Genomic DNA, 11,600 nt, shown 5'->3' on the forward strand with positions numbered 1-11,600 from the left:
CGCCGTCCCCCGCGATGCGACCGAACCCTTCAACACACCTGCTGCCAACGGGACATACCGGCTGGTACGCTCGGCCGCTCCTTCCCCCGACGATGTTGGGAGGCACGATGCGCACCCGCCTGAGACGAGCCGCCGTCGCGGCCGCGGCCCTGCTCACCGCCGCGTCCGCGCTGCCGGCGGCAGCCGCCGAGCGGCCCGTCCGCGAGGACCGTCCCGCGCACGGCGGTCTGTCCGCCGTCATCCGGTACACCGAGTACGGCATCCCGCACATCCTGGCCCGCTCCTACGCCGGCCTCGGCTTCGGCACCGGCTGGGCGCAGGCCGCCGACCAGGTCTGCACGCTGGCCGACGGTTTCGTGACCGTGCGGGGCGAGCGCTCGCGGTACTTCGGCGCCGACGCGGCGACCGACGGCTCGCTGTCCTCGGCCGGCACCAATCTCTCCAGCGACCTGTACTTCCGCGGCGTACGGGAGGCGGGCACGGTGGAGAAGCTGCTGCGGCAGCCGGTGCCGGCCGGGCCGAGCCGTGACGTCAAGGAGCTGATGCGGGGCTTCGCCGCCGGGTACAACGCCTGGCTGGCGCAGCACCGGATCACCGACCCGGCCTGCCGGAACGCCGCCTGGGTGCGCCCGGTGACCGCGCTGGACGTGGCCGCGCGCTCCTACGCGCTGGCCGTGCTCGGCGGTGAGGGCCGGGCGATCGACGGCATCACGGCCGCGCAGCCGCCGGTGGCGGGGTCCTCCGGCGCGCAGGCGCCCGACGCCGGGGACGCCGCGCGGGCCGCACGGGCGCTGCTCGCCACCGACTCCGCGGACATGGGGTCCAACGCGGTGGCGTTCAGCGGCGCGACCACGGCGAACGGCCGCGGCCTGCTGCTGGGCAACCCGCACTACCCCTGGCAGGGCGGCCGCCGCTTCTGGCAGTCCCAGCAGACCATCCCCGGCGTGCTGAACGTGGCCGGCGGCTCGCTGCTCGGCTCGCCGACGATCTCCATCGGCCACACCGCGTACGTCGCCTGGAGCCACACGGTCGCTACCGGCGTCACCCTGAACCTGCACCAGCTGACGCTGGACCCGGCCGACCCGACGGTCTACCTGGTCGACGGCGGACGGGAGCGCATGACGCGGCGGACCGTCACGGTCGCGGTGAGCAACGGCGCGCCGCTGACCCGCACCCAGTGGTGGACCCGTTACGGCCCCGTCACCACCTCCCTCGGCGCCTCGCTGCCGCTGCCCTGGACGGCCACGACGGCGTACGCCGTGGGCGACCCCAACGCGGTCAACCTGCGCGGCGCCGACACCGCCCTCGGCTTCAGCACCGCCCGCTCCACCGACGACGTGCTCGCCGCGCTGCGCCGCACCCAGGGCCTGCCGTGGGTGAACACGATCGCCGCCGACTCCCGCGGCCACAGCCTGTACACCCAGTCGCAGGTACTGCCGCGCGTCACCGACGACCTGGCGCAGCGCTGCCTGACCCCGCTGGGCCGGGCCACCTATCCGGCGTCGGGCCTGGCGGTCCTGGACGGCTCGCGCGGTGACTGCGCGCTCGGCAGAGACCCCGACGCCGTACAGCCCGGCGTGTTCGGGCCCGCGCGGATGCCGGTGCTCAAGGACGCGCCGTACGCGGAGAACTCCAACGACAGCGCCTGGCTGGCCAACGCGGAGCTGCCGCTGACCGGTTACGAGCGGATCTTCGGCACCATCGGCACCGCGCGCTCGCTGCGCACCCGGGGTGCGCTCGAGGACGTGGCGGCGATGGCGGCGCGCGGGCATCTGACCGTGCGGGACCTGCAGGCGCAGCAGTTCGCCGACCGGGTGCCCGCGGGCGACCTGGCCGCGGCGGACGCGGCGAAGGCGTGCGCCGCGCTGCCGGGCTCCACGGCGACCGGCAGCGGCGGCGGGGCCGTCGACGTGCGGGAGGCGTGCGGGGTGCTCGCGGCGTGGGATCACACCGTGAACACCTCCAGCCGCGGGGCGCTGCTCTTCGACCGGCTGTGGCGCAGGCTGCCGGCCGCGCAGCTGTGGAAGGTGCCTTTCTCGCCTGCCGACCCGGTGGGTACGCCGAACACCCTGAACACGGACAGCCCGGCGTTCGCCACGGCCCTCGCGGACGCGGTGACCGAGCTGCGGGCGTCGGGCATCCCGCTGGACTCCCCGCTGGGCGAGCACCAGTTCGTGGTGCGCGGCGGGCAGCGCATCCCGGTGCCCGGGGGCACGGAGTCGCTCGGCGTGTGGAACAAGGCCGAGCCGGTGTGGAACGCGGCCGGCGGCGGCTACACCGAGGTGGCTCACGGCTCCAGTTACCTCCAGGCGGTGGGCTGGGACGGCTCGCGGTGCCCGGTGGCCCGCACCCTGCTGACGTACTCCCAGTCCTCGAATCCGGACTCGCCGCACTTCAGCGACCAGACGCGGCTGTTCTCGGCAGGGCAGTGGGTGACCTCCCGCTTCTGCGAGAAGGACATCCTCACCTCTCCGGTGCTGCGGGTGGTCAGGGTCGGCGAGAAGGGGTGACGCGGCCGGCGCCCGGGGTCCGTCTCCCGGGCGCCGCTGCGTCACGCCGTGCCTCAGCTGCCGCCGACGCCCAGTGCGGCCAGCAGCACCAGCACCAGGGTCGTGGCGCCGAGGAGGCCATGGGCGGCGACCACGGGGACGGGCAGGTGACGCTCGGGGGCGCCGTCTCGCCCGACGTGCCCTGGTACACCGGCAGCCAGCGGCCGAACAGGGTGAAGCCGAGCAGCGCGACCGCCACGAGCACCCCGAAGGACGTCCACGCCAGGGCGCTCTTGTCGGCGACGAGGTAGACGATCCACACCACCAGGCCGGCCGCGGCGAGCAGGAAGTGGCCGAAGACGACGGGCGCGGGCAGGCGGGTCGGCGCCGCCTGCTGCGCCGGGCGCAGGCCGCCGCGGGCGATCCAGCGGCCGAGCAGGACGAAACCGCCGAGGGCGGTGACGATCCAGGCGACGAGAGCGGCGATGTCCATGGGCGATCTCCAGAGTGCGTCAGGACGATGACGGGGTGCGGTAGCCGTCGGCCTGCGTGGCCTCGTCGGCGACCCGCACTCCGTAGCGGTAGGCGAGCTTTCCGCCGAGATACCCGGACAGGCCGAGGGCGGCGAGCGCGACGGCGGAGAGCGTCAGCTGCCCGGGGCCGACGCCCTCCTGTCCGGCGGTGCCGGCGCTGTGCCGCCAGGCCCAGCCGCCCGCGTAGGCGGCGGTGACACACAGGTTCAGCGTCATGTGGACCAGCGCCGTGCGGAAGGCCGGGGTGCCGGTGGGGATCGCGAACAGGTCGAGGAAGCCGACGCAGGCCGCCGCCAGCGCGCCGATCACCCCGATGGCGATCAGCCACATCGAGCCCCGCACCAGGAAAGCGGGCCGGTCGACGACGTGCGAGGCGATGTCGAAGACCAGGCTGCTCACCCAGGCGCCGATCGGCACCGTCACCAGGATCGGGTGGAAGGGGTGACCGTACGGCCCCGCCAGCGCACCGCTGACCGGCTGCTTGGCCTGACGAAGATCAGTGTTCGCGGTCATACCTGCACCTCACCTGTGGGGTATTTCACCAACGATTGTTGGTCTTATTCAGTGCGCTGGTCAAGCCCGGCGTCAACCCGCGGGTCACGGAGTTACCGTGGGCGCGTGACGTTCGATTCCTCCGCCGCGGGCACCCCGGCCACGACCACCACCGATTCCGTGGCCGCGCTCGCCGTCCTGGGCGACGAGTCGCGGCGGCGGCTGTTCGACTTCGTGCGGCGGGCCCGGCGTCCGGTCACCCGGGAGGAGGCGTCGGCGGCGGTCGGGATCTCCCGCAAGCTGGCCGCCTTCCATCTGGACAAGCTCGTCGACGCCGGGCTGCTTCAGGCCGGGCACGGGGGCCACGGGCCGCGTCGCGTGGGGCGCGCCCCGAAGGTCTACGAGCCCAGCACACAGACGCTGGAGATCACCCTGCCGCCGCGCCGGCACGAACTGCTGGCGTCCCTGCTGACCGAGGCGGTGACCGCGGTGCGGCCGGGCGAGAGTGCGCACGAGGCGGCGCTGCGCATCGCCCGGGAGCGCGGCGCGTCGCTGGGCGCCGAGGCGCGCGGAGGAGATGTGGCCGCGTTCCTCGAGTCCCTGGGGTTCGAGCCCGCCGACGACGGCCGCGGCCGTACCGTGCTGCACAACTGCCCGTTCCACCCGGTGGCCGCGCAGGCGCCGGAGCTGGTGTGCGGGATGAACCACGCCTTCCTGAGCGGCTACCTCACCGCTTCCGGGCACCGGCGCACCACGGCGGTACTGGAACCGCACGCGGGAGTGTGCTGCGTCGAGCTGGTCGACGAGGCGACGGACCCCGGCGACGGCAGCGCGGCCCCCGTCTGCTCCCGCGACGCCGGCGACCACGCATAGCGGCTTTTTCCGTCCCTCCGTCAGTTTCCCTGCGCTGCACGCCCGTTGACACGCCCACAGGACTGACGGGAAAGTTTCATCCGGCCCAACGGTCGCGGAAAGATACTTTCAGGGGTTGCGCGGGAGGCAGCGGTGGGCGGACTGACGCGACGTCAACTCGGGTCGGCGGCAGTGGCATTGGGCGGCGCCCTGGCCGTGGTGCCGTTTCCGGCCGGTCCGGCGGCGGCCGCCGGGCCGCGCGGCGGCGGGCCCACGCTGCGGCACGGCTCGGCCGAGCGCGCCGGACTGCTCGACGGGCATCTGCGCCGGCTGATCACCGACGCGCGGGCCTTCCTCGGCCCCTCCCCCAAACATCCCTGGTACGCGGGCGCGGTGCTGCTCGCCGGGCGCGGTGGCACCGTCGCGCTGCACGAGCCGATCGGCATGGCGGTGCGCTACCGGGCCTACGACGAGAAGACCGACACCGGCGTCGAACTCCCGCCCGAGCAGCAGATCCCCATGACCCGCGACACCGTGTTCGACCTGGCGTCGGTGTCCAAGCTGTTCACCTCACTGCTGGCCGTGCAGCAGATCGAGCGCGGCGCGCTGCGGCTCGAGGCGCCGGTCGCCTCGTACGTGCCGGAGTTCGGGGCCGCGGGCAAACAGGACATGACGATCCGCCAGCTCCTCACCCACACGTCGGGCTTCCGTGCCTGGATACCGCTGTACAACGCGCCGTCGCGGGAGGAGAAGCTGCGGCTGATCTACAACGAGGCGCCGCTGAACCCGCCGGGCACCGCCTACCTCTACTCCGACCTGAACCTGATCTCCCTGCAGCTCGTCCTGGAGAGGATCACCGGGCGCCCGCTGGACACGCTGGTGCAGGAGGAGATCGCCGGCCCGCTCGGCCTGACCCGCACCCGCTACAACCCGCCCGCCTCCTGGAGACCCCGGATCGCCGCCACCGAGGACGCCCGCAGACCGTGGTCGGGTCTCGACCGGGGGATGGTGTGGGGCGAGGTGCACGACGAGAACGCCTACAGCCTGGGCGGGGTCGCCGGCCACGCCGGGGTGTTCTCCTGCGCCTGGGACCTGGCCGTGCTCGCGCGCACGCTGCTCAACGGCGGCTGCTACGGCCGGGCCCGCATCCTGCGTCCACGGTCCGTGGAGCTGATGTTCACGGACTTCAACACCGCCTTCCCCGGGGACGAGCACGGGCTGGGCTTCGAGCTCTACCAGCACTGGTACATGGGCGCGATGGCCACCCCGCGCACGGCCGGCCACACCGGCTTCACCGGTACGTCGCTGGTCCTGGACCCGACGACCGACTCCTTCCTCGTCGTGCTCGGCAACTCGGTCCATCCCGTGCGCACTTGGCGCTCCGGCTCGGCGCCGCGGGTCGCCGCCGGGAACAACCTGGCGCGCGCCGTGCCGGTCCGCCCGCGGCAGGGCCGTACCGCCTGGTTCTCCGGGATGGCGAGCGCCGCCTCCGCCACGCTCACGCTGCCCCCGCTGGACACGTCGGCGACCGGCTCGCGGCTGACCTGCGCGCTGTGGTGGGACACCGAACCGGAGGCGGACGTCCTGGCGCTGGAGGCGTCCCCCGACGGCGGCGCCACCTGGCAACCGGTGCCGTTCGCCACGACCGCCGGCGCCGACGGCCGGAAAGAGGAACACCCGGTCGGTACGGTCACCGGCTGGTCGGAGCGCACCTGGCACCGGCTCACAGCACCCCTGCCGCCCGCTCGGTCCCTGACCCTGCGCTGGCGCTACGGCACCGACCGGCTCTACGTCGGCCGGGGGGCGTACGTCGACGCACTGCGCGTGGAGACGGCCGACGGCCCGCTCTTCGACGAACGCCGGCCGGCGGACGCGGCACGGATCGAGGCGAAGGGCTGGTCGGCGTCGGCGGACTAGGGCAAGGGCGGTTCGGCGGCCCGGGTGTGCAGGTGGCCCGTCTCCGGGAACGCCGGCGGGGCCGGCGGGCAGCACGGCCTCGAGCCGGTACCCGGCCTTCTCCGCCACCCGGCAGGAGGCGGCGTTGTCCGTCCGGTGCAGCAGGTCCAGGCGCGTCAGGTCCAGGGCGGTGAAGGCCCAGTCGGTGAGGGTGCGCAGGGCCCGGGGTGCCACGGCACGGCCCCGGGCAGCGGCGGCGGTCCAGTAGCCGACCTCGGCGCCGGTGGGGGTGCCGGTCCTCTTGAGGACGACATGTCCCACCACGGTCTCGCCGCCGTCGGCCGCGGCCGGCTCCACGACGGCGAAGGCGAGGCGCTCGCCGCTGTCCCAGCCGCTGCGCTGGTCCTGCACCCAGCGGGCGGCGCTCTCCTCGTCGTGCACGAGCGTGGTGATCCAGCGGCGCAGCTCCGCGTCCCGGTGGGCCTCGATCAGCTGCGGTATGTCGCACGGGGCCCAGGGCCGCAGCAGCAGGGCCGGCGCGCCCTCGGCCGCTTCTGTCCGAAGCGCGACGGTGGACTTGTCCATCCGCCGAGCCTACGCGGTCGGGGACGCGCCGGGGATGCGGACGTCTAGGAGTTGAAGACCGCCTTCTGCACCTCGTTCGGGCCGTCGAAGTGGTCCTCCTTGAGGCCGTCGAGACGGCTCACGATCTTGTCGGCTGCCTTGTTCTTGCGGGCGACCTCCACCAGGTGCTTCTTGTCCGTGGGGTAGTCCATCCCGCTGAGTGCCTTCTGCAGGTCGATGGGGCTGAGATCCGCCATCAGAGCCTCCTCGGCAGGTCGTGCGGACGATGTACGGCTTCACCCTTTCGCCCCGGGTATCCCCGGGCGTGCGGCCCATTCACCTCGCCTCGTACCGGTGTGCAGCGGCCGCTTCGGCGCGCCGTCCGAGTCGCCGCAGACAGCGTTCAGACAGCGGGCCTCGTCGGTGCGGGCGGACACGGCGTCCGGATGGCCTGGGCCCAGTCCCCCCACCTGGCCTGCCCAGACGGCGGGCTATCGCCCTGCTTTGTACGGTGCCGGGCGGGCGTCCGGGCCGAGCCGGGCGACCGCGCGCAGGATGTGTTTGGGCGGCAGCTGCCAGCGCACACCCGTAGGGATGCGGCGCAGCACGGCGCCAGTCGCCCGCAGTCGCCGGGTCACGGCGGCGGGCGGCGGGGCCGCTCTGCCGTACAGCGCGTGGGCGTACGGCGGCAGGGAGGCGTACGCCAGCTGCGCCACGCGCCGCCACAGCACCTCGCGCGCCGGGACCAGCAGGGGATGCGTCGGTGGGCGCAGCAGGAAGTCGTCGACGACGCGTGCCTCGGGTGTGGCGGCCAGGTGCGGTCGGACCTGCTCGAAGTAGGCGGCGAGCTGCGCCCGGTCGGCGGGCACGGCGTCGGGGTCGAGGCCGACCAGGCGGGCGCTGACGCGGTGTTCGGCGAGGTAGCGGTCCGCGGCGGTGTCGGTGAGCGGGAAGCCGGAGCGCCACAGCACGTGCAGATAGGAGTCGATCTCGGCGCAGTGCACCCACAGCAGCAGCTCGGGGTCGTCGATCCGGTACCGCTCGCCCGTGGCCGGGTCGGTGGCCGTGAGCCGGCGGTGGATGGCCCGGACGCGTTCACCGGCCCGCTCGGCGGCCTCGCGGGTACCGTACGTCGTCGTACCGACGAAGTGCGCCGTGCGCCGCAGCCGTCCCCAGGCGTCGCGCCGGAAGTCGCTGTTCTGCAGGACGCCCCGCACCGCGCGCGGGTGCAGGGCCTGGAGATAGAGCGCGCGGACGCCGGCGACCCACATCATGGGGTCGCCGTGCAGCTGCCAGGTCACCGAGTCGGGGCCGAACAGGCCCGGGTCGGCGTCGCTCACGTGGTCCCCCTCTGCGGTCCGGCGGAATCAGGAGGCTGCCCGGAGGTCCATCAGCAGGTGCCCCGACGCTGTCGTGCGGGCCTCGGCCGGGGCGAGCCCGGCCGCCGCGGCGAGCGCCGTGTACTCCTCGGTACTGCGCTCGCGTCCACCGGAGATCACCAGCATGCGCAGGTCCATCTCGGCGAACATGGCCGCGTCGTCGCCGGCCCTGCCGTGCGTCTCGACGAGGAGGACCCGGCCGTCCCGGCCCGCGGCCTCGGCGCACCGGCGCAGCACGGCGACGGCCGGCTCGTCGGCCCAGTCGTGGATCACGGCGCTGAGCACGTACACGTCGCCGCCGGCGGGCAGCGGGTCGAAGAAGCTCTGCCCGGCGAACGCGCACCGCTCCGCCAGGCCGCGCTCGCCCCAGGAACCGGCGTGCGCGGGCGACGGTCTCCGGCAGGTCGACCAGGGTGCCGCGCAGACCGGGATGCGCGCCGAGCACCTCGGCCAGCAGCGCGCCGGTGCCCCCGCCGACGTCGACGACGTGCTTCACCCCGGACCAGTCGTAGTCGGCGGCCGCCGTTCTGCGCAGCGAGCGCGCCATCGTCGCGTCGAACGAGGCCGCGAGGGCGGGGTCGGCGGCGAGATGGTCCCAGAAGGGTGCGCCGAAGACCTCCTCCCAGGCGGGCCGGCCGGTGCGGACGGTGTGCAGCAGCCCGGCGAACACCAGGTCCATCCGGCCGCCGAAACCGTCCAGGTCGAACCAGGTCCGCATATCCGAGGGATGGTCCGAGCGCAGCAGCTCGGCCCGCTCGTCGAGCACGAACCGCCCCGGGGAGACCTCCTCGAACATCCCGTGGCGGGCGAGGTGGCGCAGCAGCCGGCCCAGCGCGTCGGCGTCGGTACCGCTGCGCTCCGCCAGCTCGTCCACCTGCTCGGCACCGGCGGCGATCAGGTCGGCCAGGCGCAGGGTGGCGGCCACTCTGACCGCCATGGGGGTCACCAGGTCCACGAGCGGCGCCAGCAGCTGCCACCCCGAGGGTTCGCTCCGTTGCGACGGCATCTGCCCATGCTAGCGACGGCGTTGACAGCGTGCCCGCATGACGACGTGCGCGGAATGCGGTTTCGAGTACGACCTCTCCCGGGCCCCGTCGGTGCCGCAGCTCGCCCTGGACGCCGCGGTGCTGAGGCGGCGGCCGGCGCCACAGGTGTGGTCGCCGCTGGAGTACGCCTGCCACGTCCGCGACGTGCTGTTCGTGCAGCGGGAGCGGGCGCTGGCCGCGCTCCGTTCAAACACGCCGGTCGCCGAGCCCATGGGGCGTGACGAGCGGGTCGAGCACGACGGCTACGCCGAGCAGCAGCCCGCCGATGTCGCACGGCAGCTGCGCGACGGCGCGCTGATGTTCGGGCATGTGCTGGGCCGGCTGTCGCCCGCCGGCTGGGACCGCACGCTGGTCTACAGCTTCCCCGAGCGCGCGGAACGCTCCCTGCGCTGGCTCGCCGTGCATACGCTGCACGAGCTGCGCCACCATCTGCTCGACGTGCGCCGCGCCGTCGATGCTCAGAACGCACTTCAGTCGTAGGAGTCCGGGGCACCTCCCTCTCCGAGGGCACCTGGAGGGTGCCGTGAACGGGATCAGGCGAGCGTGCGAAGAAAGTCCGAGCACGCCCGGGCGCAGTCCCGGCAGTGCTGTGCCGTGTCCTCGGCGCCCTGGTGGCGGTCGAAGACGTGGGCCGCTTCGAGGCAGACGGTCCGGCACCACTCCACCTGCACGCGGATGCCGGCCTCGTCCACACTGTTCTGCTCGGACAGCACGCGGCAGGTGGCATCGCACACCTCGGCGCACATGATGCCCTTGCGTCGCGTCAGTTCCTGCTCCTCGGTCCCTCCGGGGTCCACCAGGCTCGCCCGCAGCGCGCAGGCCCTGGCGCACTCGGTGCACGCCTGGGCACATGCGAAGCGGTCCTCGAGGAACCGTATGAGCTCCTGCTGGGTCGTCGTCGAAGTCACGCCGTGCGGGTAGCCGGTGCCCCTCGCACCAAACCCGGCCGGGCCCGGCACCCCGCCCGTTTCCCGCGCCGCCGGCGCGGGAACCCGGAGAAGCCCGGAGGCCGCACCCGAGGAGGTGAGCGACGTGCCCGGACGACAGGAGCTGCCGTCGACCCTCGAGCGCTCCTCGCAGCACGCGCAGGAGACCTGGATCAAGGCGCACGACTCCGCCGTCGAGAGTTACGGCGAGGGCGAGCGGGCCCACCGGGTCGCCTACGGGGCGCTCAAGCACACGCACGAGAAGGTCGGCGACCACTGGGAGCGCAAGGAGGACGGCCGCAAGGGCCCCTCGGACCCGCGCTCGGCCCGGCCCCGGCAGCAGGGCGGGCGCAGCGGCGAGGGCGTCGACGAGCAGGCCACCAAGGAGCACCTCTACGACCTCGCGCGGCGACTGGACATCGAGGGGCGCTCGCGGATGTCGAAGTCCGAGCTGCTCGAGGCGGTCCGCAAGGCCAACCGCTCGCGGACCCGGCAATCCCGTTCGGAGTGAACTGGTAGCGAATCCGTTTGGGGGGTATTCGTGTGGTATGAGCAGCGCATTGATGCAGATTGCCGCCCCGAGCGGCGCTTGGGTCCTGGGCCCGGTCATCGCCGGGGTCTTCCTCGTCGGCGGGCTGATCGGCGCCTTCTGGTTCGGTGACGTCTTCAAGAGCCGCGAGCCGGCTCCGCCGCGCCCCGAGGAGCAGCCGCATCTGCCCCCGGGCGGCGCGGTCCACGGCATCCAGGAGAACCGGGAACCCGAGGAGGTGCCCCGCGACGGACGCCGCCGGCTTCCGCACGAGTTCGGCAACCTCGGCACCCGGCCGAGCGAGTCGCAGGAACGGCCCAAGTGGGGCAAGGGCTCCAGTGGCTCGTTCGGCGGAGGCGGCCTGGGCGCCCACTGAGCCCCCGGCACCCCGCAGTCGCCCGCCCGGCGGCCGGGCGCCCCGCACCCGCGGGGCGCCCGGCCGCCGGGAGGCGCTCGCCCGGACCGGAGCCCACGCACGAAGGGAAGTGAGGTCCACATGGCCGACCCCGGCCGCAGCACCCTGCCCCTGCCCGACTACGACCACCTGCCGATCGGCGGTCTGGAGAGCCGTGTGCGGTCGCTGACCGCCGAGGAGGTGGAGGAGCTGCTCGCCTACGAGCGCACCCACGCCGACCGCCTGCCGATCACCGAGGTTCTGACGGCGCGCCTGGATCAGCTGCGGGCCGGCGCCGAACCCTCGGCGGGCGATCCGGGGGCCCTGCGCCCCGAGCAGGGCGAGGGCCGCACGGGTTCCCCGGTGTCCCCGGCAACCTCCCCCGAGCCCTTCAGCCCTCCGCCGCACGGCACCCCGGACCAGCGCGGCAAGCCCAAGGGCGACCGCACCTAGCCGGTCTTCCGTGCCCCCGTCACCCCGGACTCGTCCGGGGTGACGGG

At 73.9% G+C, this 11,600-nt stretch carries 13 protein-coding genes and 2 pseudogenes; 7 read left to right on the forward strand and 8 right to left on the reverse strand.

Annotated elements, in window-relative coordinates; translation table 11 throughout:
• Positions 1-107 precede the first annotated feature (107 nt).
• A complete protein-coding gene (locus AB0J12_RS10200; RefSeq protein WP_363263810.1) occupies positions 108-2,510 on the forward strand; it encodes a penicillin acylase family protein in 2,403 nt (800 codons plus the stop codon).
• Here AB0J12_RS10200 and AB0J12_RS10205 read toward each other — a convergent pair.
• Both AB0J12_RS10205 and AB0J12_RS10210 read right to left on the reverse strand, forming a co-directional pair.
• On the reverse strand, positions 2,488-2,982 hold the full coding sequence (locus tag AB0J12_RS10205) for a hypothetical protein (protein WP_363263811.1): 495 nt from the start codon (positions 2,980-2,982) through the stop codon (positions 2,488-2,490). The two genes, AB0J12_RS10200 and AB0J12_RS10205, sit on opposite strands and share 23 nt — an antisense overlap.
• 19 nt (positions 2,983-3,001) lie before the next feature.
• Positions 3,002-3,535: a DUF2231 domain-containing protein gene (locus AB0J12_RS10210; RefSeq protein WP_363263812.1), complete on the reverse strand. Its 534-nt coding sequence runs from the start codon at positions 3,533-3,535 to the stop codon at positions 3,002-3,004.
• Positions 3,536-3,640: 105 nt separating this feature from the next.
• On the opposite strand from AB0J12_RS10210, the gene AB0J12_RS10215 reads away from it, so the two are divergent.
• Together AB0J12_RS10215 and AB0J12_RS10220 are read left to right on the forward strand one after the other, a co-directional pair.
• Positions 3,641-4,387 (forward strand): helix-turn-helix domain-containing protein, encoded by a 747-nt coding sequence (locus tag AB0J12_RS10215; RefSeq protein WP_363263813.1) that lies wholly within the window; start codon positions 3,641-3,643, stop codon positions 4,385-4,387.
• A gap of 132 nt (positions 4,388-4,519) precedes the next feature.
• Complete coding sequence (locus tag AB0J12_RS10220) at positions 4,520-6,283, forward strand: serine hydrolase (protein ID WP_363263814.1); 1,764 nt, start codon at positions 4,520-4,522, stop codon at positions 6,281-6,283.
• 144 nt (positions 6,284-6,427) lie between these two features.
• Here AB0J12_RS10220 and AB0J12_RS10225 read toward each other — a convergent pair.
• The 5 genes and pseudogenes from AB0J12_RS10225 to AB0J12_RS10245 form a co-directional block, all read right to left on the reverse strand.
• Positions 6,428-6,847, reverse strand: a pseudogene (locus tag AB0J12_RS10225) (GNAT family N-acetyltransferase); the annotation flags it as partial.
• 44 nt (positions 6,848-6,891) lie between these two features.
• Positions 6,892-7,083, reverse strand: coding sequence for a DUF2795 domain-containing protein (locus tag AB0J12_RS10230; RefSeq protein WP_363263815.1), 192 nt, complete (start codon positions 7,081-7,083; stop codon positions 6,892-6,894).
• Between the two features lie 234 nt (positions 7,084-7,317).
• A complete protein-coding gene (locus AB0J12_RS10235; RefSeq protein ID WP_363263816.1) occupies positions 7,318-8,166 on the reverse strand; it encodes an oxygenase MpaB family protein in 849 nt (282 codons plus the stop codon).
• 27 nt (positions 8,167-8,193) lie between these two features.
• The gene (locus AB0J12_RS10240; RefSeq protein ID WP_363264164.1) at positions 8,194-8,637 is read right to left on the reverse strand and encodes a methyltransferase; all 444 of its coding nucleotides are present in this window, start codon (positions 8,635-8,637) and stop codon (positions 8,194-8,196) included.
• A pseudogene (locus AB0J12_RS10245) lies at positions 8,621-9,211 on the reverse strand (methyltransferase); the annotation flags it as partial. The gene AB0J12_RS10240 and the pseudogene AB0J12_RS10245, both read right to left, overlap by 17 nt.
• Before the next feature lie 37 nt (positions 9,212-9,248).
• Here AB0J12_RS10245 and AB0J12_RS10250 point away from each other — a divergent pair.
• Positions 9,249-9,731 (forward strand): DinB family protein, encoded by a 483-nt coding sequence (locus AB0J12_RS10250; RefSeq protein WP_363263817.1) that lies wholly within the window; start codon positions 9,249-9,251, stop codon positions 9,729-9,731.
• 53 nt (positions 9,732-9,784) lie between these two features.
• Here the strand turns inward: AB0J12_RS10250 and AB0J12_RS10255 are convergent, their stop codons facing one another.
• Positions 9,785-10,159 carry a ferredoxin gene (locus AB0J12_RS10255; protein ID WP_363263818.1) on the reverse strand — a complete coding sequence of 125 codons (375 nt, stop codon included), beginning with the start codon at positions 10,157-10,159 and terminating at the stop codon, positions 9,785-9,787.
• A gap of 124 nt (positions 10,160-10,283) precedes the next feature.
• Between AB0J12_RS10255 and AB0J12_RS10260 the strand changes: the two genes are divergently transcribed.
• The 3 genes from AB0J12_RS10260 (at position 10,284) to AB0J12_RS10270 (ending at position 11,553) form a co-directional block, all read left to right on the forward strand.
• Positions 10,284-10,688: a ChaB family protein gene (locus AB0J12_RS10260; RefSeq protein WP_363263819.1), complete on the forward strand. Its 405-nt coding sequence runs from the start codon at positions 10,284-10,286 to the stop codon at positions 10,686-10,688.
• A 37-nt stretch (positions 10,689-10,725) separates the two neighbouring features.
• Positions 10,726-11,082: a DUF6479 family protein gene (locus AB0J12_RS10265; protein WP_363263820.1), complete on the forward strand. Its 357-nt coding sequence runs from the start codon at positions 10,726-10,728 to the stop codon at positions 11,080-11,082.
• Positions 11,083-11,202: 120 nt separating this feature from the next.
• Positions 11,203-11,553, forward strand: coding sequence for a hypothetical protein (locus AB0J12_RS10270; protein WP_363263821.1), 351 nt, complete (start codon positions 11,203-11,205; stop codon positions 11,551-11,553).
• Positions 11,554-11,600: the final 47 nt, after the last annotated feature.

It is taken from the genome of Streptomyces sp. NPDC049915, from assembly GCF_040656475.1.
Taxonomy (GTDB): domain Bacteria; phylum Actinomycetota; class Actinomycetes; order Streptomycetales; family Streptomycetaceae; genus Streptomyces.

Bases quoted from the DNA above. Each gene is read 5' to 3' on its own strand.
- AB0J12_RS10200 (WP_363263810.1), top strand. From the start codon at position 108: ATGCGCACCCGCCTGAGACGAGCCGCCGTCGCGGCCGCGGCCCTGCTC.
- AB0J12_RS10230 (WP_363263815.1), bottom strand. From the start codon at position 7,083: ATGGCGGATCTCAGCCCCATCGACCTGCAGAAGGCACTCAGCGGGATG.
- AB0J12_RS10210 (WP_363263812.1), bottom strand. From the start codon at position 3,535: ATGACCGCGAACACTGATCTTCGTCAGGCCAAGCAGCCGGTCAGCGGT.
- AB0J12_RS10265 (WP_363263820.1), top strand. From the start codon at position 10,726: ATGAGCAGCGCATTGATGCAGATTGCCGCCCCGAGCGGCGCTTGGGTC.
- AB0J12_RS10270 (WP_363263821.1), top strand. From the start codon at position 11,203: ATGGCCGACCCCGGCCGCAGCACCCTGCCCCTGCCCGACTACGACCAC.
- AB0J12_RS10250 (WP_363263817.1), top strand. From the start codon at position 9,249: ATGACGACGTGCGCGGAATGCGGTTTCGAGTACGACCTCTCCCGGGCC.
- AB0J12_RS10205 (WP_363263811.1), bottom strand. From the start codon at position 2,982: ATGGACATCGCCGCTCTCGTCGCCTGGATCGTCACCGCCCTCGGCGGT.